Genomic DNA, 24108 nt, shown 5'->3' with positions numbered 1-24108 from the left:
CGACTCCTCGATGAGATGGGTGTGCCGTCAGCCTATCGGCGCGGGCGCCTCAGCCCGCCGCGATGCCGACTGGACCCAGGGCAGCATCACGGAACCCAGCACGAGCACGACCCCGGCGCCGACGAGCGCCCCGCCCAGGGTGTCCGTCGCCCAGTGCACCGAGAGCAGCGTGCGGGAGATCGCCATCAGCACGACCCAGACGAGACCCAGGATCGCGGTCCACACCCGCGGGAACACGAGCCACAGCACGACCGCGATGGTCGCCGCGTTCGCCGTGTGCCCCGAGGGGAAGGATCCGTAGTCGCTCAGGACGATCATGTCCTCCGGTCGCGCACGCCCGAAGATCTGCTTGAGCAACTGCACCGCTCCCGCGCTGGCGAGGAACGCCACGGCGGCGAACACGGCAGCACGCCACCGCCGCGCGATCAGCAGGGCGATGATCATGAGCAGCGGCACGAGGATGATGGCGACCCACCCGCCGCCGATGTCATTGAGGATCAGCGCGAACGACAGCATCCAGTCGGCGCGATACGTGCTGATCGTCTCGTTCCACCAGCTGTCGAACCCGGGAGGCTCGGTGTAGCCGAACACGATCATGGCTCCGAGAAGCGTCGCCGCGACCAGCATCCCGATTCCCCACCACAGCAGCGCGCGTCGTCTCATCGCACCATTCTGCCGGTCGGAGGCTGAGAATCAGGGAGCGAGCATGCCGACGGTGCGGGGGCGCACGATCAGCCAGAGCGAAAGCACACCGACGACCGCGCATCCGACCATGACCGACGCCATGGTCGTCGCAGTGATGCCGGCGCCCTGCGACACCCAGCCGACGATCGGCGAGATGAGTCCCGCGACGCCGAAGTTGGTCGCTCCGATGACGGACGCGGCGGTGCCCGCCGCCTTGCCATGACGGTCGAGGGCGAGCACCTGCACGTTCGGGAAGGTGAAGCCGCACGCGGTCATGAAGAAGAACAGCGGGATCACGGTGCCCCACAGTCCGAGACCGAGCTGGTCGGTCACGATGATCGCCGTGCCGGCGATCAGCAGTGCGGCCGTCGAATAGGCCATGACCCACTGCGGGCCGAATCGAGCCGCGAGCCTCGAGGCGGTCTGCACTCCGATGACCACGCCGAGCGAGTTCACGGCGAACAGGATGCCGTACTGCTGCGCGTCGAGGCCGTGCGTCTGCTGGAACAGGAACGGTGACGCCGACAGGTACGAGAACAGACCCGAGAAGGTCATCCCGCCGATGATGAGAACGCCGATGAAGACGCGGTCGGAGAACACCGAGCGATAGCGCTGCATCACCGTCGCCCCGCCCTTCTCCTGTCGGCGCGCCCGAGGCAGCGTCTCGGGGATGAAGATCAGCGTCGTGATGAGCATGACCACGCCGTAGAGGGCGAGCACCACGAAGATTCCCTGCCAGGGCATGAGAGTGAGCAGCCACGAGCCGATGAGGGGAGCGATCACCGGCGCGACACCCGACACGAGGGCCAGCCTCGACAGCATCACGACCAGTCGACGCCCGCCGAACAGATCGCGCACGATCGCCATCGCGACCACACCACCGGCGGCCGCGCCGACGCCCATCAGCACCCGGGCGCCGCTCAGCAGCGGCAGCGTCGGCGCGAGGGCCGCCGCCACGCTCGCCAGCACGTGCAGAGCCGTCACGGCGATCAACGGCAGGCGACGACCGACCTTGTCGCTGAGCGGGCCCACGACCAGCTGGCCGAGGGCGAAGCCGATCATGGTGCCGGTGAGCGTCAGCTGGATCGCCGCGGCGGTCGTGTCGAAGTCCCGCTCGAGCACCGGGAAGGCCGGCAGGTAGAGGTCGATCGTGAACGGGCCCAGCGCGGTGAGCGCGCCGAGCAGCACGATGTACAGCACGCGTCGTCGGTTCGAGATCGAGTCGCCGGGGTGCAGCATGATCGGCGCCGTGGCGGGGTTCGACCCGAGGGTGCGGATCGCGCCGGTGGGCGACGGGATGCGGATGCTGCCGGTAGCCGTCCGCTCGGTGGCGGGGGTCGTCGGGATGGAGTCAGTGCGTGGAGCGTCGGGCACGACGGTCCTTCCGGAATTCGAGGGGGATGAGGTCGAGTCGCGAGTGCGGTCGGATCGTCGAGGTGTCTCGAAACGATTCGATCCGGGCGAAGTCTCCATGCTACAGCCCCGCTGAACTCAGCTGCATGCCAAAGGGACGGATGCAGGCCGAAACGCGCGGTATCGACATGCATCCGTCTTCTGAGCGTGCATGCGGGCGACGCGCGCGAACGCGCGCCCGGATGCCAGACCGAACTCAGCTCCTACGCGCGAGTCCCTGCTCGAGGTCGGCGATGAGGTCTGAGACGTCCTCGATGCCCACCGAGAGACGCACGACGTTCTCGGGCACCGCGAGCTCCGTGCCGCGCACCGAGGCGTGGGTCATGTCGGGCGGATAGCCGATCAGCGATTCCACCCCGCCGAGCGACTCCGCGAGCTGGAAGAGCTCGGTCGACTCGGCGAAAGCCTTCGCCGCCGCAGCGCCGGCGGAGAGGCCGAGCGACAGCATGCCGCCGAAGCCGCTCATCTGACGTGACGCGATCTCGTGCCCCGGGTGCGAGGCGAGACCCGGGTAGTACACGGTCGTGAACTCGGGGCGCGCCGCCGCCCACTCGGCGATCGCCTGCGCGTTGGCCGAGTGCTGACGCACCCGCACCGCGAGGGTCTTGATGCCGCGGGTCGTCAGCCACGCGTCGAACGGAGCGGAGACCGCGCCGACCGCGAACTGCTGGAACTTGATCTGCTCGAAGAACCGGTCGTCGCGGAACACGATCGCGCCGCCGAGCACGTCGGAGTGTCCGCCCAGGTACTTCGTCGTCGAATGGACCACGAGGTCCGCGCCGAGCGACAGCGGCTGCTGCAGCGCGGGCGACGCGAAGGTGTTGTCGACGACGGCGATCGCACCGGCCGCATGAGCGACCTCGGCGACGAGGGCGATGTCGACGATCTTGAGCAGCGGATTGCTGGGGGTCTCGATCCAGACGATCTTCGTCTCGGGTCGGATGGCCGCACGCACTGCATCGACGTCCGACAGCTCGACGGTCGAGATGTCGATGCCCCACGGCGAGAGCACGCGGGCGAACAGACGGTAGGTGCCGCCGTAGACGTCGTTGCCGAGAACGACGTGGTCGCCGGGCTTCAGGATGCCGCGCAGCAGCGCATCCTCCGCGGCGAGGCCGGATGCGAACGACAGCGCGCTCGCACCGCCCTCGAGTGCGGCGAGCTGCGTCTCGAGCGACGATCGCGTGGGATTGCCCGCGCGGTTGTACTCGTAGCCGTCACGGAATCCGCCGATGCCGTCCTGCACGTGGGTGGATGCCTGATAGATCGGCGGGATGATCGACCCTGTGGTGGGGTCGGGCTCCTGACCTGCGTGGATGGCTCTGGTGGAGAAGGCATGCTCGGACATGGTCCTCAGCCTACGTCGGGCCCCCACCCGGCATCCGTCCCTGTTACGCCCGGCGTCACCTCAGCGCGAGATGTATGAGAGCAGATCCTGACGCGTGAGCACGGTGTGGGGCTTGCCGCCCTCGGTCACGAGCAGCGCATCGGCATCGGCGAGCGCCGACCGCGCCTGGGCGATCGACGCATGGATGCCGATGAGCGGCAGCCTCTCCCCCACATGGTCGCCCACGGCATCCGCCGGCTTCGCGTCGCCGCGGAAGAGGAGATCGAGCAGGCCCTTCTCATCGACCGTGCCGATGACCTCGCCCATCATCACCGGCGGCTCGGCGCTGAGCACCACGAGCTGCGACACGTCGTACTCGGTCATCATGCCGATCGCCTCGAGCACCGTGTCGGAGGGATGCGCGTGCACCAGATCGGGGATCCGGACCGCTCCCGCGGGCCCCTGAGCCTGCCGAAGGGCGCGGGTCGACAGCACGTCGGCGACGGTCTCGCCGTCTTCGATGTCACTGAACCCGTAGGAGCGCATCCAGCCGTCGTTGAAGATCTTGCTCAGGTAGCCGCGCCCGCCGTCGGGCAGGAGCACCACCATCACTGCATCGGCCGGAAGCTCCCGCGCGACGCGCAGCGCACCGACCACGGCCATGCCGCTGGAGCCGCCGACGAGGATCCCCTCTTCGCGCGCGAGGCGCCGCGTCATCGCGAACGACTCGGCGTCGCTGACCGCGATGATCTCGTGCGGCACCGTCGGGTCGTACGATCCCGGCCAGATGTCTTCGCCCACGCCCTCGACCAGGTAGGGGCGTCCGGTGCCGCCGCTGTAGACGCTGCCCTCGGGATCGATGCCGACGATGCGCACGCGCTCGTCGGAGACCTCGCGCAGAAAACGTCCGGTGCCGGTGATGGTGCCGCCGGTGCCGACGCCGGCGACGAAGTGCGTGACCTGCCCGTCGGTGTCACGCCAGATCTCGGGACCGGTGGTCTCGTAGTGGCTGCGCGGACCGTTCGGGTTCTCGTACTGATTCGGCTTGAAGGCGCCGGGGATCTCCCGGGCGAGCCGATCGCTGACGCTGTAGTACGACTCAGGACTGTCGGCGGCGACCGACGTCGGCGTGACGACCACCTCGGCGCCGTAGGCCCGCAGCACGTCGATCTTGTCGTCGCCGACCTTGTCGGGCACGACGAAGACGCAGTCGTATCCGCGCTGCTGGGCGACGAGCGCGAGACCGACGCCGGTGTTGCCGCTCGTGGGTTCGACGATCGTGCCGCCCGGCTTCAGGTCACCGGCCGCCTCTGCTGCATCGATGATGCGCGACGCGATGCGGTCCTTCGACGATCCGCCAGGGTTGAGATATTCGAGCTTGACGAGCACCGTGCACGCGACGCCCTCAGTGACATGCTGGAGCTTCACGAGGGGCGTGTCGCCGACGAGGTCGACGATCGATTCGGCGTACTTCATGGTCACAGCGTACGTGCACGGATGCCGCGGCCGGGGTTGTGTTGCACCCCGACAGGCTCAGCGACCCGACCTGGTCCTTCGACCCGACCTGGGTCCCTGAGCCTGTCGAAGGGTCAGCCCTTCGTCGAACCCGCCAGGAGCCCGCGGACGAAGTACCGCTGCAGCGAGAAGAACACGATGAGCGGAACGATGATCGAGACGAAGGCTCCTGCCGTGAGCAGGTACCAGCCCTCGCCGCGTCCGGTGATCTCGGCGAGCACCTTCGTGATCGGCGAGGCGGCACCGTCGGCGAACACCAGCGCCACGAGCAGGTCGTTCCAGACCCACAGGAACTGGAAGATCGCCACCGACGCAATCGCCGGCATGGTGAGCGGCAGCACGATCCGGAAGAAGATCTGACCGCGCGATGCTCCGTCGACGCGAGCAGCCTCGATGATCTCGCCGGGGATCTCCGACATGAAGTTGTGCAGCAGGTAGATCGCCAGCGGCAGGGCGAACATGGTGTGGGCGATCCACACCTGCGCGTACCCACCCGCCACGTCGAGTCCCTGCGTGACCTGCACGCCGAACAGGTTGATGCCCCGCGAGAACGACGACAGCAGAGGAACGAGCGCCATCTGGATCGGCACGATCTGCAGCGCGAACACGAAGATGAACAGCGCGTTGCGCCCCTTGAACTCGATCCAGGAGAACGCGTACGCCGCCATCGCTGCGATCATCAGCGGGATGATCGTGGCCGGGATCGTGATCACGATCGAGTTGAAGAAGGACTCGAGGATGGTCAGCTGCGTGGTGCCCGACTGCAGCACCGCTGCGTAGTTGTCGAGCGTGAACTGCGGGTTGGTGAAGAACGTCCACCATCCCGTCGTCTCGATCGCGTCCCTCTCGCGGAACGACGAGATGAAGAGTCCGAGCGTCGGGATGGTCCACACCACGGCGATCAGGATCGAGGCGACCGTCGCCCACGGGCGGCTGAGTCGCTTGCGCGCGCGGCCCGCCGAGGCCTCGAAGCGTCCGGCGGTCGTGATCGCCCTCGTGCTCTGGCCGGTGTCTGAGTTCACGGTGTCGGTCATCGGATCTCCCGCTGCTTCTTGATCTGGCGTGCGTTGTAGATCACGATCGGCAGCACCAGGATGAACAGGATGACGGAGAGCGCAGCGCTGCGTCCCGCCTCGAACTTGGAGAACTGGGTGTACATCTCGTTCGCCAGAACCGACGTGCCGTAGTTTCCACCGGTCATCGTGCGCACGATGTCGAACACCTTCAGCGAGGCGATCGAGATCGTGGTCAGCACGACGATCAGAGCGGGTCGGATCGACGGGATGGTCACCGAACGGAAACGCTCCCAGGCATTCGCGCCGTCGAGCTCGGCAGCTTCGAGAAGCTCGGTGGGAACACCCTTGATGGATGCCGAGAGCACGACCATCGCGAAACCGGTCTGCACCCAGATCAGCACGACGATGAGAGCCAGGTTGTTCCACGGATTGTTCAGCAGGAACTGCTGCGGCTCTCCGCCGAACCACACGAGGATCTGGTTGAGCAGACCGATCTGCTCGAACTCCGGACCGCGGTAGGCGTAGACGAAGCGCCAGATGATGCTCGCACCGACGAACGAGATCGCCATCGGCATGAACACCAGCAGCTTGTAGATCTTCTCGCCGCGGGTCTTGTCGATGAAGACCGCGTAGGCGAGACCGACGATCGTCGAGAGAGTCGGGACCAGCAGCACCCAGACGATCGTGTTGACGACCGAGGTGACTCCGTCGGACTGCGTGAAGATCCACAGGTAGTTGGAGAAGCCGACGAAGTCGCTGCCGGTCGAGTTCCAGAACGACGCGTACACGGTCTGGATCGACGGCAGGATGAGGCCTGCCAGAAGCAGCAGGATCGCCGGCGCCATGAAGGCGACGAGTTGGATCAGGTACCCCACGCCGTCGCGCGAGCGGTAGTCGAGGAAGAAGAACAGAGCGCCGACGGCGACCGCGACTCCCATGGCCCAGTAGTAGGAGTTGAAGAACCACATCACCGCGAGCGGGATGAGGAGGCACATCGCGAGGCGGATGCCGGTGTAGAGCGCGCCTTTACGAGGCGCGATGTCGACGAGAAGCAGGATGACGACGACGACCACCGCGAACGCGATGACCACGGCGAGGGCCTGGACGATCGGGGGCAGTGACCCGATCCATTGGAAGAACACAGTCGCGTTCATGGATTCCCCTTCATGAGACGGAGCTGACCGCCGGTCGGCGCGGCGATGCGCGTACCGGGTGAGAGAAGGTGGGCCGCCCCGAGGGGCGGCCCACCTCATCCGATCAGCTGGAAGGCCAGCCGGTCTCGATCTGGGTCAGGACCTCGTCTGTCGAGGTGCCGTTCACCCATGCGACGATGCCCTTCCAGAAGGTTCCGGAGCCGACAGCACCGGGCATCTGGTCGGAACCGTCGAAGCGGAACGTGATCGAGTCGTCCTGGAGCAGCTTGATCGACTCCTGCAGGATGGGATCCTCGACCACATCGAGGTTCACGCCCTTGTTGGCCGACGTCACTCCGCCGAGAGCGAGGCGGCTGTCCGCCCACTCGGGGCTCGACAGGTACTCGAGCACCTTCTGCGTGGCCTCGTCGTCGCTGAACGCGCCGACGATCTCGCCACCACCGGTGATGAGCGTCTCGTCTGCGTTCTGGCTCGGCGTCAGGAACGCCCAGACGTCTCCGTCTTCGGCGAAGTTCGTGCCCTCAGGGTAGAAGCCCGAGAGGAACGAGGCCTGGTGGGTCAGCGCGCACTCGCCACTGGCGACCTGCGCCGCCACATCACCGAATGCGGTCGAGTTGATCGAACGCACGTCGCCGAAGCCGGCGTTGACGTACTCCGGGTTGAGGAGGATCTCGCCGGTCGCGTCGAAGGCCTCCTTGATCTGCGGGTCGGTGAACGGGATCTCGTTCTTGACCCACTGGTCGTAGACCTCGGGGCCGGCGTTGCGGAGCACGAGGTCCTCGATCCAGTCGGTGCCGGGCCAGCCGGTCGCGACGCCCGACTCGAAGCCGGCGCACCAGGGGGCCTTGCCGCTCGCGGTCTTGATCGTGTCGGTGAGAGCCATGAGCTCATCCCAGGTCGTCGGCTCCTCGACGCCCCACTCGGCGAACTTCGCCGGCGAGTACCAGATCCAGCCCTTGACGCTGGCCATCAGCGGCGCGCCGTAGAAGGTGCCGTCGTACGTGCCGAACTCCACCCATCCCTCGGTCCAGTACTCCTCGGCGTTCGCCTTGACCGCCTCAGGAGCCGGCTTCAGCAGGTCGCGCGATGCGTAGTCGGCGAACAGACCCGGCTGCGGGAAGATCGCGATGTCCGGCGGGTTGCCGCCCTGTGCGCGCGTGCCGAGCTGGGTCTCGAAGTCCTGGCTGCCCTCGTACTTGATCTCGATGTCGTTCTCTTCTTCGAAGTCCGCCCAGGACTCCGCGAGAAGTTCGGCCTCACCCTCGACGATGGTGCCGTAGATGGTGACGGTGTTGTCTCCCTCGCCGCCGCCCTCGGCGCCGCCGTCGGTACCGCCGGGAGCACCACAACCGGCGAGCGCGATACCCGCGACTCCCAGCAGAGCGATTGGCGCGTAACGCCGGGAACGCTGTGACAGACCCATGTGAATTCTCCTCTTCGAGTTGTGCGGTTCCCCTCGTTCCGCGCCGCCCCTGGCGCAGAATCGGGAACCGATTCCAGGACAACCTACCGGGGGTCGACGCCGCGGCACAATAAGCCAGGATCACAAGCTCGCAACCATTGCACCGACTCGAGTGCCGAATATGGGAGCGCTCCCTCGCCATCGGTATGGAACCGGTTCCTTTCCGCCGTTCCACGGGCTACGCTGTCATCGGCGCGCAGGCGATGCCCGCACGCCGAGGGCATGGTCGAGGAGGACCGATGAGCACGATCGCGGACGTCGCGGCGCGCGCAGGCGTGTCGAAGGCGACCGCGAGCCGAGCGCTCAGCGGACGCGGATACGTCTCGGAAGGCACTCGCCGGCGGGTGACGGATGCCGCAGACGAGCTCGCGTACGTCGCACACTCCTCTGCCACGAGCCTCGCCACGGGGCGTACTCAGACCGTCGGCGTCATCATGCCCCCGGTCGACCGCTGGTTCTTCTCGGAGCTGCTGGCCGGCATCCAGGAGTCCCTGTTCGCGCTCGACTACGAACTCGCCCTCTACGGCGTCAGGGAAGGCACCGACACCCGCGAGCGCCTCTTCGATGCGGTGCTGCCCGGTCGGCGGTTCGACGGGATCATCGCGGTCGGCATCCAGCCGAGCGCGCAGGAGCTCGAGCGGCTGCACCGCTCAGAGCGGCCGCTCGTCAGCGTCGGCCCCTACAGCGAAGGGTCGAGTGCAGTGTCGATCGATGACGTCGCCGCCGCTCGCATCGCGACCGAGCACCTCATCGAACTCGGACACACCGACATCGCGTTCGTCGGCGGGTCGACGGACCCCGACGATCTCAGCTTCGGCGACGCGCAACGGGTCGAGGGATACCTCGAGGCTCTGGCGGCCGCGGGGCTCGAAGCCGTCGCACGGATCGCGGACGCACGCCCGACCATGCCGGGCGGATACGCTGCCGCCGTCGAGCTGCTCGGAGACCGCAGGGGGCGCCCCACCGCGATCGTGGGGGTGTGCGACGAGGCTGCGATCGGCGCGATGATCGCCGCACGGCGGCTGGGGATCGCTGTCCCCACCGAACTGAGCGTCGTCGGTGTCGACGATCATGAGCACGCCGAGATGTTCGCCCTCACCACCATCAGGCAGTCGCCGCGTGAGCAGGGGCACGAGGCCGTGCGGCTGCTGCAGCAGCAGATCGAACGCCCCGATTCGCCCCGCGAACGCACCGTGACGGCATCTTCGCTCGTCGTGCGCAGCTCCACCGCGGGACGGCGCTGAGCCCGGCATCCGCAGTCTGACTCACCACGTTTCGTCTCGGGCGGCTCCGCCGGCCTCGCTCAACGACCGATGTGCCTCAGACTCACCACGTTTCGTCTCGGGCGGCTCCGCCGGCCTCGCTCAACGACCGATCTACCTCAGACTCACCACGTTTCGTCTCGGGCGGCTCCGCCGGCCTCGCTCAACGACCGATCTACCTCAGACCCACCACGTTTCGTCTCGGGCGGCTCGCTCAATGACCGATCTGCCCCGGACGCACGAAAGCCCCGGGCGGACCCGGGGCTTTCGTGAAGCGTTCAGACGCTTCCAGGGCGAGGCGTCATGCCGCGACCTGGAACGGATTACTTGAGGGTAACCGTGGCGCCTGCCTCTTCGAGGGCAGCCTTGGCCTTCTCGGCTGCTTCCTTGTTCGCGCCCTCGAGCACGGCCTTGGGAGCACCGTCGACGACGGCCTTGGCCTCGCCGAGACCGAGCGAGGTGAGCTCGCGGACGGTCTTGATGACCTGGATCTTCTTGTCTCCGGCAGCCTCGAGGATGACGTCGAAGGAGTCCTTCTCCTCAACCTCTTCAGCAGCGCCTGCTCCACCTGCGCCGGCAACGGCGACGGGGGCAGCAGCGGTGACCTCGAACTTCTCCTCGAACGCCTTGACGAAGTCGTTGAGCTCGATGAGGGTCAGGCCGGCGAACTGCTCGAGCAGCTCCTCAGTGGTGAGCTTAGCCATGATGTATCTCCTAGATAGATGGGGTTTGTTGAACGAGAACGTGAGGTCGCTTACGCGGCCTCGGCGGTCTCCAGCTTTTCGCGAAGAGCATCGATGGTGGCGGCAGCCTTGCCCATCGTGGCCTTCATCATGCCCGCAGCCTTCGCCAGCAGAACCTCACGGCTCTCGAGCGCGGCGTACTTGTTGACCTCGTCGGCAGAGAGGGCGTTGCCCTCGAAGATGCCGGACTTGATCACGAGAAGCGGGTTGGCCTTGGCGAAGTCACGAAGAGCCTTGGCAGTGGCGACGAAGTCACCGTGCACGAACGCGACGGCCGACGGACCCTTGAGGTCGTCGTCCAGCGCGGTGATGCCTGCCTTGTTGGCGGCGATCTTGGTCAGCGTGTTCTTCACCACGGCGTACTCAGCGTCCTGACGGATGCTGTTGCGCAGCTCCTTGAGCTGGGCAACCGTCAGACCGCGGTACTCGGTCAGCAGAACGGCAGTCGAGTTCTCGAATGACTTCGTGAGCTCGGCGACCGATGCATCCTTCTGCGCCATGGTCACTCCTTGGTGTGTACGAGGTGCCTCACGGCGGTGAGGCACCGGATCCGACCCCTGGCAACAGAAAAGCTCCGGCGCAAGCGCACGGAGCTTTGGAAAGTTCGTGTCCTGCGCGGGCCCCTGCTGAGCAGAGCTTCAATCCTCGTGCGCTTACGCGCATGACGATGACCAGCGGTCTTCGGTTGAGTCAACTGTACCTCACCGCATCCGCTCTCCCCAAATCAGACGCGATCACCGTCGGTGCGCCGCGCGACCCCCGTGACCGGCGAGCGCATCGGCGGCGCGGATGAGACTCAGATGAGAGAGGGCCTGCGGGGTGTTGCCCGCCTGCCGGGTGTTCTCGACGTCGTACTCCTCGGACAGCAGCCCGAGGTCGTTCGTCATCGCGATCAGCCGTGCCATCAGATCACTGGCCTCGTCGACGCGGCCGGTCGTCGCATACTGCTCGACCAGCCAGAAGCTGCATGCGATGAAGGGATGCTCTCCCCCGTCGAGCCCGTCGACACCGGACTCCGTGCGGTAACGGCGGAGGAATCCGCCCGTGAGCAAGGTGCGCTCCATCTGCTCCACCGTCCGCAGCATCCGCGGGTCGTCGGGGGCGCAGTACCCGACCTGCGGGAGCACGAGCAGCGAGGCGTCGACCTCGGTCGAGCCGTAGTGCTGCACGAAGTACCCGTGGTCGGCATCCACTCCGCGCTCGTCGATCTCGCGCCGGAGCTCGTCGCGCACCGTCGCCCACCGATCGGCGTCACCGGGAAGGCCGTGCTCCCGCACGGCGCGGACGCCGCGGTCGAGCGCCGCCCACATCATGACCCGGGAGTGGGTGAACCACTGCGGCTCACCGCGGATCTCCCAGATGCCGTTGTCCGGTCGGTCGATCGAGACGATCACCTGCTCGAGCAGCGCCCGCTGCAGGGGCCACGAGAAGTCGCCCTCCTCGAGCCCGGCGATCCTGGCGCACTCGAGCGCGACCAGCACCTCGCCGATCACGTCGCCCTGGTACTGATCGACCGCGCCGTTGCCGATCCGCACCGGCGCCGCGCCCCGTACCCCGGAAGGCTCGTGAGCTCGCGCTCGGCGAGATCGCGCTCCCCCGCGATGCCGTACATGATCTGCACCTCCGCCGGCTCGCCCGCCACGGCGCGCAGCAGCCACCGCCGCCAGTGATGCGCCTCGGTGAGGAACCCGTGCGCGATCAGCGCTTCGAGGGTCAGCGCGGCATCCCGCAGCCAGACGAAGCGATAGTCCCAGTTGCGCGAGCCGCCGAACTGTTCGGGAAGAGAGGTCGTGGCCGCGGCCACGATGCCGCCGGTGTCCTTGTTCGTGAGCGCCCGCAGCACGAGCAGCGACCGCACGACCTCGCCGCGGTACGCGCCGTCGTGCTGGATCCCGCTCGCCCACCCCTGCCACCACGACCTCGTCGCCGCGATCGCATCGTCGACATCGAGCGGCGCCGGCGCATGCTCGTGCGAGGGGAACCAGCTGAGCGTCAGGTCGCGGACCTCATCGGAGGTGACCGTGAAGGTCGCGCGGTGCCGGTGGTCCTCCGCGACGAGCCGCACACCGCGCACGATCACGGCCTCGGGCCCGGCCGTCGCACGCAACGCCGGCTTCTCTGCCGTTCCCACCTGTCGCACCCAGGGCAGCCGGCGGGAGTAGTCGAAGTGCAGGCGCAGCTCGGTGACGAACTCGACGTGTCCTTCGATGCCGACGACCCGACGCACGACATCGCTGCGCGTGGGATGCAGCGGCATGAACTCGTGCACCTCGGCGATGCCGTCGGCCGTCTCCCAGCGGGTGACCAGGACGAACGTGTCCGACACGTAGTGACGCCGCGAGGTCGCGGAGGCATCGAGCGGTCGCAGGCCCCAGCATCCGTTGCTCTCCTCGCCCAGCAGCGCGCCGAAGAGCGACGGCGCATCGAAGCGAGGCAGACAGAGCCAGTCGATGCTGCCCTCCTTCGAGACGAGCGCACCGGTACGGCAGTCGCTGAGCAGGGCGTAGTCCTCGATCGCAGAAGGCATCGACCGAGTCTGACATGTTCACCCTGTGGTCGGAGCGATTACGGTGAGAACATGATCGATGCGACGACGCTGGTGATCCTCGGAGCCGGTGGCGACCTCACCTCTCGCCTCCTCCTGCCCGCTCTGGGCCAGCTGCTGACGAGAGAGCCCGCCCGCTCGGTGCGCATCGTCGGCGCCGACCGAGAGGAATGGACGGATGCCGAGCTCGAGTCCGTCGTCCGGACGTCGTTCGCGTCGATGGATGCCGAAGAGGCCGCGTCGCGCGTCGACGTGTCGTACGTGCGGACCGACATTACCCGCGCCGATGATCTGAGTTCACTGCTGGGCGGACTCACCGGTCAGGTCGCCGTCTACTTCGCCGTGCCTCCGGCCGTCGCCGCGGCGTGCATCGCCGCTCTCACGCCCGAGATGCTGCCCGACGGAGCCATGCTCGTCATGGAGAAGCCCTTCGGCACCGACGAGGCGAGCGCGCGAGCGCTGAACCGCACGCTCACAGCGCTGGTCCCCGAGAGCCAGGTGTTCCGCGTCGACCACTTCCTGGGCCGCTCGACCACGCTCAATCTGCTCGGTGCGCGCTTCGCGAACCGCATCCTCGAGCCTCTGTGGTCTGCGGAGAGCATCGAGTCGGTCGACATCGTCTACGACGAATCGCTGGCACTGGAAGGACGCGCCGGCTACTACGACTCCGCGGGAGCACTGGTCGACATGATCCAGAGCCATCTGCTGCAGGTGCTCGCCGTGCTCGCCATGGAAGAGCCGGCCACGCTCGACGAGGTCGACTTCCGTGCTGCCACCGGTGCGGTGCTCCGCGCGACCGGGGTGTGGGGAGATGACCCCGAGGCGTCGTCGCGCCGAGCCCGGTACACCGCAGGAGAGATCGACGGCGCGGCCAAGCCGTCGTACGTCGACGAACCCGGCGTCGATCCGACCCGCCAGACCGAGACGCTCGCCGAAGCGACGTTCGAGGTGCGCAACACCCGCTGGGCGGGGGTCCCCTTCCGGCTCCGCTCCGGCAAGGCCCTCGGCACCCCGGCGAGGGAGATCGTCGTGCGCTTCCGGCCTGTCCGCCACCTCCCGCGCGGACTCACCGGCACCTCGGACGGCGCGGTCCTGCGTTTCTCGCTGGGCCCCGACCTGATGTCGCTCGAGTTGAACCTCAACGCCGCCGAAGACCCCTTGGAGCTGGAACGCGCGACCCTGTCGGCCGATCTCGGCGAGGGGGCCCTCAAGGCCTACGCCGAGGTGCTGTCCGGCATCCTCGACGGCGATCCGATGCTGGCCGTGCGCGGAGACGCCGCCGAACAGTGCTGGCGGATCGTCGCACCGATCCTCGAGGCGTGGCAGCGCGACGAGGTTCCTCTCGAAGAGTACGTCGCGGGCTCCACCGGCCCCGAGGGCTGGCCCGCGCACGGCTGATACCAGCCACGCGGCGAAGGAGGGATGCGGGGTGCGGCGTGTACGGGACGGGAGCGTCGGTGAGCGGGGTTACGCTCGATAGGTGACTCCGGAACTCCAAGCGCGCATCGTTGCGGACTCCCGCGACCGCGTCGCCTGGATGCGGGCCCGCTCACGCGGGATCACCGCGACCGACGTCGCCGGCCTCACCAGCGAGAGGTCGATCATCCGCGCGGCGGATTCGAAACTCGGCGGCGGCCCCCGCTTCGGCGGCAACGCCTACACCGACCACGGACGACGCCGAGAGCCCGAGATCGCCGCCTGGGTGGCAGCGACGCACGGCATCCTTCCGTCGTCCGCCCTGTTCCGCGCCGAGGTCGAGCACCGCCACCTCGCCACTCCCGACGGCATCGCCGTCGACGCAGAGGGACGCGTCAAGCTCGCCGAGATCAAGACCACGAACAAGGCGTTCCGCGGCATCCCCCGCACGTACCTGCGCCAGGTGTGGTGGCAGCAGCATGTGCTGGGTGCCGAGCGCACGCTGTTCGTCTGGGAGGAGCACGTCGACTTCGCCCCCATCCACGACGAGCCGCGCTGCGTGTGGATCGACCGCGACGATCGCGAGATCGCGAAGCTCGTGGGCCTTGCCACCGACCTCATCGACGAGCTCTACCGCCGCACGACCGGCATGCAGGTGCCGGCGCGCATCGCCGAGGCCACCGCCGCCGCCGCGGCCAGCCGTCGCGAGAACCTGCGAGAACGCGATGCGTTCCGGGCTCTCGCCCTCGCCGACTGACCCGATCGCGGCGTCCGCCCTCAGGTGCAGGTCGCGTTGAGTCCGAGCAGCGCGATCGAGAGCTGGCGGGACGCCCCGGCAGACACCCACGACGTGCCCACGAGAAGGTTCGTCGCCGTCAGCGTCGTCGTGCTGCCGAGCAGGTTCGACAGAAGGCTCGTGAGCAGTGCCTGAGTGAGCACCGCCGAATGCGTGTAGAGGCCGCCGGCCGGTCCGGAGGTGGTGATGTTGGCGGCGGGCACCGTCGCTGTCGTCGCGCCCTGCGTGAGGGTGAGTCGGACCCCGGTCGCGGGGTAGGGCGAGGTCCAGTCGATCCTGACGCTCTGGAAGATCCCGAGCCCGTTGTTCGTGACGCCGCAGGCGAGGATGCTGGGCGCCGGAACCCGGAACGCCGTGATCGTCGCGCGCCCGTAGTCCGAATCTGTGAACGCGGCGTCGGTGACCTGGGCCGCCGGTGCCATACCGAGGCCGAAGAGGAGCGCCACTCCGGCGATGCCGGCGAGGGTGCGGTGCCGCCGTCGAGTGCTCATGACTCGCCCTCGCGAGCGACAGCCGCAGGAGCGCGCGTCCTTCGACGATGCACGACCGCTGATGCGAGCCCCACTCCGACCAGGATGACGCCCCCGGCGACCAACCAGGGTGCGGCCGGCGGCAGCCCCGTGGTCGCGAGCCCCCCGTCCGGTCCGATCACCGCCGACTCCCCCGCACCCTGTGCATGCACGCGGACATCGGTGCTGCCGTCATCCGCCCCCTGCAGGGCGATCGAGAGCCGCACGTGCGCCACCTCGGTCTCGCTCATCTCGATCAGCGACACCTCGACGCCGTCGCGCGGCAGAGGCCAGGCCGATCTGAGCGTGCGCGCCCCTCCCGGGCATCCGGTGCCTTCCCACGGCTGCATGCAGACCTGGGCGTCGACGAGCAGATCCGCGTCGCCTCGCGCGCTGATGCCGACGTGCACGGTGCCGGGTTCGGGGGCATCGGCACTCACGACCACGTCCCAGCGCACGGGCTGACCGGGCCGCAGGCTCGCCGCCGCCGTCCAGTCGGCGACCGACACCAGCCGCAGCACCTGCCCCTGCACGACCTCGGTCGTCGGTGCGGCGACCGCAGGACCACCGCCCCCGATCACTGCGACTCCGACGATCGTCGCCACGAGCATCGCCCTGCGCAGAAGCAACGACCGCATCATGGTCGCCCCCCACGCGGTGATCGCGGCCAGAACGCCCAGACCACGAGACCGGTCGCGCCGATGGTGAGCGCGCCCAGAACGCGCGGGTCGCCGAACCCGGCGATCACCGTCGCGACTCCCGGCACCGAGAACAGGACGACACGCACCGAGCTCACGGAGTACGGGAACGGATCGTCGTCGGCATTCGCGTCGCCGCGCATCGTGAGGATCCGCTCGGACTCGTCTGCCCCGGCGTTCACCGAGGTGACCCGGTGCGTCACCGGCAGGTCGTCGGGGCGATCCACCGTCACGACGTCGCCCACCTCGACAGCGGATGCCGGCACCCGCTGCACCACGGCGACCGACCCCGCGGGAATGGTCGGCGACATCGATCCGGTGCGGAACATGATGAGCGTGATGTTGGCGGTGAGAGCCAGGATCACGAGCACCATGCAGGCCACGCCGGCGACGGCCGCCACCCACAGCGCCACGTCGCCCAGCACCCGACCGACGCCACGGCCTGCGCGACGCGGAGCAGGGGACGATGCTTCGGCATCCACCGTCGCTCCCGCCTGCGCAGCCTGCTCGCGGACGCCACGCCGTGTCAGCGGAGCGCTCGAATCCGGCTCCCTGGCCTCCACTTCGGCGCCTGTCGTCATCGTCTTCGCACCCCTGTCCAGTCTCAGGACGCCGTTCCGAGGATCTGCCAGGTCTGCACGGCCGTCAGCCCCTGGGCCGTGTTGTCGGTCGCCGCCGGCAGGGACACGGCGAAGCAGTAGTTCACCGTCGTCCCGCTGTTCGCTGCGACCGCCTGGGTCACCGTGCCTGCCGTGTTCATCGCCGAGTTGTCGGGGACGACCGAGGTGCCTGCCGCGTAGGTGGTGGCGTTGCAGGGCGGCGCCGCGATCGCACGCACGCCGTAGCGCAGATAGGTGCCGAGACCCGTTCCCGTGGTCGAGACGACACTCAGCTGCAACGCACCTGCGACCGACGGGTTCGCCGTCCGCACGCTGAAGAGCGAGTGCACGGTGCTGCCCGGCACCATGGCGTTGAACGGGGCGGTGAACGACAGCGCTGCGGGGGTGCCGACGGGATGGCTCGAGAACGTCGTGCCGTCGGTGGCACCGACGATGTCGAAGCGCCCTGCGGTGAACGTCGAGCTGCCGTACTCGGAGTCGTTCCAGGCGGCGAGGGTCATCGTCGCACCCACCCCGAACACCAGTCCGGCCGCGAGCAGGGCACGTATCCGGCGGGAGCGCAGCCGCTTCGCCTCCCGCATGCCGCTGCGGGTGTCAGCCATGATCAGTTGTCGATGGAGGTGGCCGTGAACTCCCACGTCGCGGTCGCGGTCTCACCCTGTTCGAGGTCTGCACCGGCAGTGACGGCGAAGCAGAGCTGCACAGGGGTGCCCGCGGTTCCGGCCGGGTCGCCCTGGGTCAGCGGCACCGAGGTCGCCCCCGTCTGATCGCTCAGGGTCGCACCGGTGGCCACGACGGTTCCTGTGGCGGTCGCATCGCAGACGTCTGCGGGGTCGATGGCTGTGACGGTGTACGAGAGGTTCGCCTCGTTGCCGCCCGACCCTGCGGTGATCCCCGCCGGGATCAGCGTGGCGTCGTTCGTGGTGGTGCTGTCGAGGCGCACCCAGAACGGCGCATACACGACGTCGTCGGGCGCCATCGACGACGCCACCTCGGGCAGCTGGAAGACCAGCGACGCAGCGGTGTCACCATCGTCGACGTTGTGGTCGGCGTAGTCCGCCGTCGCGCTCGTGGTCGATCCCTCGAGGTTGAACGATCCGGCCGTGAAGGTTCCGGTGGCGAACTCGGAGTCGTTCCACGCGGCGAGAGTGACGCCGACGCCCACCCCGAGCACCACCCCTCCTGCCAGAACCGCCAGAACCTTGCGTTGCGTGTCCTTCGTAGCCATTTTCGTTCCCCCTCAGGAATCGGCTCGCGGACGCCTGGGAATGATCACCCCTCAGTGATCTGCATCCACGTATTCAGGTGTTGCGAGCCATCCTGATCCAGATAATGGCCGATCACAAGGGCTATCCAGATATCGATTGAACATTCATTCAGCAATATCCCGCTCCCATCAGGAGATCCTCCGGGGCATACGGGTTCCCCTCAATGTGCGAGAACCCGGCGGGCTTCGTCGGCGACCTCCGCCGCGACAGCATCGAGCAGATCGGAGCGCAGATTCCACTGCTGCCAGTAGAGCGTGACCCGCACAGGGTCTCCGCCGAGCGCCACCAGGCTGTCGTCGCGTTGCAGCAGCGGCACCATGCCCCAGCCGAGCCCCAGCCGAACGGCGAGTGCGAAATCGTGGGATGCCGGCACGTAGTGCCGTGGCACACCCTGCGCCGCCACTCCCCTGGTCCGCAACCACTCGTGCTGCAGAGTGTCGCGCCGGTCGAAGTCGACGAACGGCGCGATCGCGAGCGCCTCGGGCGTCGCCCCCTCGGGGAACCACCGTTCGGCGAAGCGCGCTTCGGCCATCGCGCGGTACTCCAGCACTCCGAGCGGGGTGACGGAGCATCCCGCCACCGGCGTCTGCTCGCTCGTGACCGCCGCCATGACGGTGCCGGACTCGAGAAGGCGTGCCGTGAAGTTCTGGTCGTCGCGATGCAGATCGACGTCGATGTCGTGCGTCCTGGAGAGTCTCGCGAGCGGCGCGAGGAACCAGGTCGCCATCGAGTCGGCGTTGACCGCGAGCGGGATGCGGATGCGTGACACGTCGCCGTCGAGTCCGAGCCCTCCGAGCGCATCGTGCTCGAGAAGCGTCACCTGGCGGGCGAGGCGCACCACCGCCTCGCCCGCCTCGGTGAGGCGGGCGGGCTTCGAGCGCACGACGAGCACGCGGCCGAGTTGCTGCTCGAGCGCCTTGAGCCGCTGGCTGACCGCCGACGGAGTGATCTGCAGCACGCGGGATGCCGCGTCGAGCGTGCCCTCGTCGGCGACAGCGGCCACGGTGGAGGCGAGTTCCGGATCGATCTTCACATAAGTGATGCTAATGGTTCGTAACGAAAAGTCGCTGGTGCTTATGTTCGGCCGCGCCTACCGTGGAGACATGTTCTCCCTGCTCTCGGGCCTGGGCCTCGGCCTCTCCCTCATCGTCGCCATCGGCGCACAGAATGTCTTCGTGCTTCGCCAGGGCATCCGTCGAGAGCACGTGCTCGCCGTGGTGATCGTGTGCGCGGTGTCTGATGCGCTGCTCATCGCCGCAGGCGTCGCAGGGTTGGGATTCGTGATCTCCGCCGCCCCCTGGCTCGTGGTCGTCGCGCGGTGGGCCGGCGCCGGATTCCTGCTCGCCTACGGCCTGCTCGCAGCCCGACGGGCCTGGCGCGGCGGGGAAGAGCTGCGGGTGGAACCCACCACCGCCGACACGGCATCCGCACCGGCATCGGCATCGGCGTCAGGCATGACGGCAACGGCCACCCGCACCGCCCTCGCTCCCGTGCTCCTCACCGTCCTCGCCCTCACCTGGCTGAACCCGCACGTCTACCTCGACACCGTGCTCATGCTCGGATCGATCGCGGCCACGCACGGCGATGACCGCTGGCTGTTCGCGACGGGCGCGATCGTCGCGAGCATCCTGTGGTTCACCGCGCTCGGATTCGGCGCCCGCCACCTGGGCCGCTGGCTGCGCACCGAACGCTCGTGGCGGATCCTCGACGGCATCATCGCGGTCGTGATGATCGCGATCGCCATCAGCCTCGTGCTTCCCGTGCTCGGCGCCTGATCAGCGGCCGAGGCGCGAGCGTCAGTCGCCGTCGAGCGGTCGCAGGATGCGGGTCAGGAATCGCTTGGTGCGCTCATGCTGCGGCGCTCCGAAGATCTCCCCCGGCGTCCCCTGCTCGATCACGACACCGCCGTCCATGAACAGCACATGATCGGCCGCCTCGCGGGCGAAGCTCAGCTCGTGCGTCACGACGACCATGCTCCACCCCTCATCGGCGAGCTCCTTGATCACCAGGAGCACCTCACCGACGAGTTCCGGATCGAGCGCACTCGTCGGCTCGTCGAAGAGCAGGAGGTCGGGCCGCAGGGCCAGCGCGCGCACGATGCCCACCCGCTGCTGCTGTCCGCCGGAGAGCTCATGCGGCCGTGCGTCGGCCTTGTCGGAGAGCCCCACCCGCGCGAGCAGCGACTGAGCCTCGGCGATCACCTCGGCCTTCGGTCGACCCTGCACACGCCAGGGCCCCTCGATCACGTTCTGCAGCACGGTGAGATGCGGGAACAGATTGTGGTGCTGGAACACCATGGCCGAGCGGTCCCGCAGCGCCAGTCGCTTCTGCTTCTGCACGCGCGCCGTGACCTTCTCCGTCGGCGCGAAGTCGATGTCGGGTCCGCCTGCGACGACGATCTCACCGGCATCCGGAGTCTCCAGACCGTTGAGCGCGCGGAGCACCGTGGTCTTGCCCGAACCGCTGGGACCGATGAGCACGACGACCTCGCCGCGATGCAGTGTCAGATCGATACCGCGCAGCACCTCGTTGTCGCCGAAGCTCTTGCGCAGGCCGCGGGCGGCGAGCAGCCGGTCGGCTGTCGTGGTGTCGTCAGCGAGCGACATGGCGATCGAGCCTCCTCTCGAGCGCGCTCTGCCCGAACGACAGAACGAGACAGATCACCCAGTAGACGAGTGCGGCCGCCAGGTAGACGACCATGAACTCGAGGGTCGCCGCCGCGATCTGCTGGGCGACCTTGAACAGCTCCGTCACCAGGATCAGCGATGCGAGCGACGTGTCCTTCACCAGTGAGATGAAGGTGTTCGACAGCGGCGGGACCGACACACGCGCGGCCTGCGGCAGGATCACTCGCGTGAGTGTGCGCGTGCGGTTCATGCCCACCGTGTACGCGGCCTCCCACTGCCCCTTCGGCACCGAGAGGATCGCCGCACGCACCACTTCGGCGGCGTATCCGCCGACGTTGAGGGACAACGCGATGACCGCGCTCGGCCAGGGATCGAGCGTGACGCCGATCGATGGCAGGCCGTAGAAGATCACGAACAGCTGCACGAGCATCGGAGTACCGCGGATCACCGAGATGTAGAACCGCGCGATGCCCGACACGATCGGGTTGACCGAGATCCTCATCAGCGCGACGAGGATCGCCAGCACGAGCCCGACGGCGAACGACAGCAGCGCCAGCGGCACGGTGACGGTCACACCCGCCAGAGCGATCGGCCCGAGCGAGTCGAGGAACAGCTGCCAGGGATTCTCCATGGACTACTGGGTGACGTCTTCGCCGAAGTAGGTGTCGCTGATCTCGGCGAGCGTGCCGTCGGCGCGCAGTTCCTCGAGTGCGCCGTCGATGGCCTCGACCAGGTCGGTCTTGTCCTTCGTGAAGACGAATGCCTGCTCGCCGGCCTCATCGGTCTCGGCGGCGATCTTCAGGCCTGACGGGCTGTTGGTCGTCTCGTAGTCGAGGAAGGTGAGCTTGTCGTTGACGGTCGCATCCACGCGACCCTGACGCAGCAGCTCGACCGCCTGGGCCCAGCCCTCGACACCCTCGACCGTCGCACCGGACTCGGTCGCGAGCTCGTACCAGTTGCTGGTGAGCGACTGGGCGGTGGTCTTGCCGGCGAGGTCGTCGAACGAGGAGATCGAATCGTCGTCCTCCGCGACCACGATCACTCCGGGCGAGACGGTGTACGGCGCGCTGAAGAGGTACTTCGCCTCGCGCTCCTCGTTGATGCTCACCTGGTTCGCGATCACATCGAAGCGCCCGGCATCCAGACCCGCGAAGATCGCGTCCCACTGGGTCTCCTGGAACTCGATCTCGAGGTCGAGCTTCTCGGCGACCGCCTCGATGATCTCGACGTCGAAGCCGGTCAGCTCGCCCGCGCCGTCCTGATCGTGAAAGCTGAAGGGGCGGTAGGTGCCCTCGGTCGCGACCGTGAGGACACCGTCTTTGAGCAGGCCGAGGTCGCTGCCGGAGCCTTCTCCGCTGGAGTTGCTCTCTGCGGGCGCGGTGCTTCCGCTGCATCCGGTGAGCGCCGCGGCGGCGACGACGAGCGCGGTGACGGCGATGAGGCGACGGGACATGAATACCCTCCTGGGGTGCGTGAGGCGCGATTGCTGTGGCGCGGAACCCACCTACAGTACGTGGACTGTCGCCAGCATCCCACATCCCATGACGTCGGATGTCGTTCCGGGCATGCAGAAAGGCCCCCGCAGATGCGAGGGCCTTTCTGTAATCACACTCAGATGGCGTTGACGTCCAGCGGGATGCCGGGGCCGAACGTGGTCGACACGGCGCCCTTCTGGATGTAACGGCCCTTCGAGCTCGACGGCTTGAGGCGGACGATCTCCTCGAGCGCTGCGCCGATGTTCTCGTCGAGCTGCTCGGCCGAGAACGACGACTTGCCGACGACGAAGTGCACGTTGGCGTGCTTGTCGACGCGGAACTCGATCTTTCCGCCCTTGATCTCCTCGACTGCCTTGGCAGCGTTGGGGGTCACGGTGCCGGTCTTCGGGTTCGGCATGAGTCCACGCGGACCCAGGACCTTTCCGAGACGACCGACCTGGCCCATGAGCTCCGGGGTGGAGACGGCCGCGTCGAACGCGGTCCATCCGCCGGCGACCTTCTCGATGAGCTCGGCGCCGCCGACCTCATCTGCACCTGCGGCGATCGCTGCCTCGGCCGCGGGGCCGGTGGCGAAGACGATGACGCGGGCGGTCTTACCGGTTCCGTGGGGCAGGATGACGGTGCCGCGCACCATCTGGTCTGCCTTGCGGGGGTCGACGGCGAGCTTCAGCGCGACCTCGACGGTCGAGTCGAACTTCGACGAGCCGGTCTCCTTGGCGAGCGCGACTGCCTCGGTGGGAGTGTAGAAACGGTCTGCCTCGATCTTCTCGGCGGCAGCCTTGTAAGCCTTTGACTTCGTAGCCATGATTATTCTCCTCAGCCCTCGACCGTGATGCCCATGGAACGGGCGGTGCCGGCGATGATCTTCGAGGCAGCCTCGATGTCGTTAGCGTTCAGGTCGGCCTGCTTGGTCTCGGCGATCTGACGGACCTGGTCCTTGGTGATCTTCGCGACCTTGACCGTGTGCGGGGTCGCCGAGCCCTTGGGCACGCCGGCGGCCTTCTTGATGAGCTCCGCAGCAGGCGGGGTCTTCAGGACGAAGGTGAAGCTGCGGTCCTCGTAGACGGTGATCTCCACGGGGATGACGTTGCCGCGCTGCGACTCGGTCGCGGCGTTGTACGCCTTGCAGAACTCCATGATGTTGACGCCATGCTGACCGAGCGCGGGGCCGATCGGCGGCGCCGGGTTGGCTGCACCGGCGTTGATCTGAAGCTTGATCAGGCCGGTCACCTTCTTCTTCGGTGCCATATCCTCTTCCTTTCATCGAACGGATGCCTTGTGCATCCGCTCTCCCGCGAACCCGGCATCTCCGGGCTGCGGTCGTCTGTGCGCACGCCGAAGCGGCACGCAAACCACACAAGTCTACCTGATGCGCGGGCGCCTGACGTTCCTCGCTCCGTCGCGGATGCCGGGCGGGGTCAGGTACGGGGTACCGGGCGGGGCACGGGACACGGGGCGGGGCCAATAACGCAGCCGAACGGCCCGATTCGGATGCAGAAGTGACCCCGCGAGCATCCGCGGATGCAGAAGTGCCCCGGACGAACCCGACGCCGCCCG

At 67.8% G+C, this 24108-nt stretch carries 24 protein-coding genes and 1 pseudogene; 4 read left to right on the top strand and 21 right to left on the bottom strand.

From position 1 onward, the window contains the following. Positions 1-27: 27 nt before the first annotated feature. From ACZZZN_RS02180 to ACZZZN_RS02150, 7 genes are all read right to left on the bottom strand, one after another. A complete protein-coding gene (locus tag ACZZZN_RS02180; protein ID WP_463503603.1) occupies positions 28-663 on the bottom strand; it encodes a phosphatase PAP2 family protein in 636 nt (211 codons plus the stop codon). Positions 664-693: 30 nt separating this feature from the next. After that, the gene (locus ACZZZN_RS02175; RefSeq protein WP_463503602.1) at positions 694-2058 is read right to left on the bottom strand and encodes a multidrug effflux MFS transporter; all 1365 of its coding nucleotides are present in this window, start codon (positions 2056-2058) and stop codon (positions 694-696) included. Positions 2059-2293: 235 nt separating this feature from the next. Next, on the bottom strand, positions 2294-3445 hold the full coding sequence (locus tag ACZZZN_RS02170; RefSeq protein ID WP_463503601.1) for a cystathionine gamma-synthase: 1152 nt from the start codon (positions 3443-3445) through the stop codon (positions 2294-2296). 60 nt (positions 3446-3505) lie between these two features. Beyond that, a complete protein-coding gene (locus tag ACZZZN_RS02165; RefSeq protein ID WP_463503600.1) occupies positions 3506-4900 on the bottom strand; it encodes a cystathionine beta-synthase in 1395 nt (464 codons plus the stop codon). 113 nt (positions 4901-5013) lie between these two features. Further along, positions 5014-5973, bottom strand: coding sequence for a carbohydrate ABC transporter permease (locus ACZZZN_RS02160; protein WP_463503599.1), 960 nt, complete (start codon positions 5971-5973; stop codon positions 5014-5016). Beyond that, positions 5970-7109 (bottom strand): carbohydrate ABC transporter permease, encoded by a 1140-nt coding sequence (locus ACZZZN_RS02155; RefSeq protein ID WP_463503598.1) that lies wholly within the window; start codon positions 7107-7109, stop codon positions 5970-5972. The genes ACZZZN_RS02160 and ACZZZN_RS02155 overlap by 4 nt, the downstream gene beginning before the upstream one ends. A 103-nt stretch (positions 7110-7212) precedes the next feature. Further along, entirely contained in the window at positions 7213-8532 is a 1320-nt protein-coding gene (locus ACZZZN_RS02150) for an ABC transporter substrate-binding protein (RefSeq protein WP_463503597.1), read from the bottom strand. Positions 8533-8810: 278 nt separating this feature from the next. Between ACZZZN_RS02150 and ACZZZN_RS02145 the strand changes: the two genes are divergently transcribed. Next, complete coding sequence (locus ACZZZN_RS02145) at positions 8811-9815, top strand: LacI family DNA-binding transcriptional regulator (protein WP_463503596.1); 1005 nt, start codon at positions 8811-8813, stop codon at positions 9813-9815. Between the two features lie 341 nt (positions 9816-10156). Here the strand turns inward: ACZZZN_RS02145 and rplL are convergent, their stop codons facing one another. The 3 genes and pseudogenes from rplL to ACZZZN_RS02130 all read right to left on the bottom strand — a co-directional run bounded on the left by rplL (position 10157) and on the right by ACZZZN_RS02130 (position 13103). Next, on the bottom strand, positions 10157-10537 hold the full coding sequence (rplL, locus tag ACZZZN_RS02140) for a 50S ribosomal protein L7/L12 (protein ID WP_056312738.1): 381 nt from the start codon (positions 10535-10537) through the stop codon (positions 10157-10159). 50 nt (positions 10538-10587) lie between these two features. Further along, positions 10588-11076, bottom strand: a complete 489-nt coding sequence (rplJ, locus tag ACZZZN_RS02135) for a 50S ribosomal protein L10 (protein ID WP_053097428.1) — start codon at positions 11074-11076, stop codon at positions 10588-10590. Between the two features lie 234 nt (positions 11077-11310). Further along, positions 11311-13103 (bottom strand): annotated as a pseudogene (locus ACZZZN_RS02130) (glycoside hydrolase family 15 protein). Positions 13104-13154: 51 nt separating this feature from the next. Here ACZZZN_RS02130 and ACZZZN_RS02125 point away from each other — a divergent pair. Further along, positions 13155-14519 (top strand): glucose-6-phosphate dehydrogenase, encoded by a 1365-nt coding sequence (locus ACZZZN_RS02125; RefSeq protein WP_463503595.1) that lies wholly within the window; start codon positions 13155-13157, stop codon positions 14517-14519. A gap of 82 nt (positions 14520-14601) precedes the next feature. Then, positions 14602-15294 (top strand): YqaJ viral recombinase family protein, encoded by a 693-nt coding sequence (locus ACZZZN_RS02120; protein ID WP_463503594.1) that lies wholly within the window; start codon positions 14602-14604, stop codon positions 15292-15294. A 20-nt stretch (positions 15295-15314) separates the two neighbouring features. Here the strand turns inward: ACZZZN_RS02120 and ACZZZN_RS02115 are convergent, their stop codons facing one another. From ACZZZN_RS02115 to ACZZZN_RS02090, 6 genes are all read right to left on the bottom strand, one after another. Continuing rightward, complete coding sequence (locus ACZZZN_RS02115) at positions 15315-15824, bottom strand: hypothetical protein (RefSeq protein WP_463503593.1); 510 nt, start codon at positions 15822-15824, stop codon at positions 15315-15317. Next, entirely contained in the window at positions 15821-16480 is a 660-nt protein-coding gene (locus ACZZZN_RS02110; protein WP_463503592.1) for a hypothetical protein, read from the bottom strand. Before ACZZZN_RS02110 ends, ACZZZN_RS02115 begins: the two co-directional genes overlap by 4 nt. Beyond that, positions 16480-17121, bottom strand: a complete 642-nt coding sequence (locus tag ACZZZN_RS02105) for a signal peptidase I (RefSeq protein WP_463503591.1) — start codon at positions 17119-17121, stop codon at positions 16480-16482. The genes ACZZZN_RS02110 and ACZZZN_RS02105 overlap by 1 nt, the downstream gene beginning before the upstream one ends. Positions 17122-17144: 23 nt before the next feature. Beyond that, positions 17145-17762, bottom strand: a complete 618-nt coding sequence (locus ACZZZN_RS02100; RefSeq protein ID WP_463503590.1) for a SipW-dependent-type signal peptide-containing protein — start codon at positions 17760-17762, stop codon at positions 17145-17147. Between the two features lie 2 nt (positions 17763-17764). After that, entirely contained in the window at positions 17765-18388 is a 624-nt protein-coding gene (locus ACZZZN_RS02095) for a SipW-dependent-type signal peptide-containing protein (protein WP_463503589.1), read from the bottom strand. 200 nt (positions 18389-18588) lie between these two features. Next, positions 18589-19461, bottom strand: coding sequence for a LysR family transcriptional regulator ArgP (locus tag ACZZZN_RS02090; RefSeq protein ID WP_463503588.1), 873 nt, complete (start codon positions 19459-19461; stop codon positions 18589-18591). A 70-nt stretch (positions 19462-19531) separates the two neighbouring features. On the opposite strand from ACZZZN_RS02090, the gene ACZZZN_RS02085 reads away from it, so the two are divergent. Continuing rightward, the gene (locus tag ACZZZN_RS02085) at positions 19532-20203 is read left to right on the top strand and encodes a LysE/ArgO family amino acid transporter (RefSeq protein ID WP_463503587.1); all 672 of its coding nucleotides are present in this window, start codon (positions 19532-19534) and stop codon (positions 20201-20203) included. A 21-nt stretch (positions 20204-20224) separates the two neighbouring features. Here ACZZZN_RS02085 and ACZZZN_RS02080 read toward each other — a convergent pair whose 3' ends face one another. The 5 genes from ACZZZN_RS02080 to rplK form a co-directional block, all read right to left on the bottom strand. Further along, a complete protein-coding gene (locus tag ACZZZN_RS02080) occupies positions 20225-21034 on the bottom strand; it encodes an amino acid ABC transporter ATP-binding protein (protein ID WP_463503586.1) in 810 nt (269 codons plus the stop codon). Continuing rightward, on the bottom strand, positions 21021-21686 hold the full coding sequence (locus ACZZZN_RS02075; protein ID WP_463503585.1) for an amino acid ABC transporter permease: 666 nt from the start codon (positions 21684-21686) through the stop codon (positions 21021-21023). Before ACZZZN_RS02075 ends, ACZZZN_RS02080 begins: the two co-directional genes overlap by 14 nt. 3 nt (positions 21687-21689) lie before the next feature. Continuing rightward, positions 21690-22508 (bottom strand): amino acid ABC transporter substrate-binding protein, encoded by an 819-nt coding sequence (locus tag ACZZZN_RS02070; protein WP_463503584.1) that lies wholly within the window; start codon positions 22506-22508, stop codon positions 21690-21692. A gap of 158 nt (positions 22509-22666) precedes the next feature. Next, positions 22667-23356, bottom strand: coding sequence for a 50S ribosomal protein L1 (rplA, locus tag ACZZZN_RS02065; RefSeq protein WP_463503583.1), 690 nt, complete (start codon positions 23354-23356; stop codon positions 22667-22669). 11 nt (positions 23357-23367) lie between these two features. Then, entirely contained in the window at positions 23368-23799 is a 432-nt protein-coding gene (gene rplK, locus ACZZZN_RS02060) for a 50S ribosomal protein L11 (RefSeq protein WP_091027467.1), read from the bottom strand. Positions 23800-24108: the final 309 nt, after the last annotated feature.

Source organism: Microbacterium sp. AC145, from assembly GCF_979258505.1.
The sequence above is the reverse complement of the archived record's forward strand: the minus strand, read 5'-3'. Positions and strand labels throughout refer to the sequence as shown.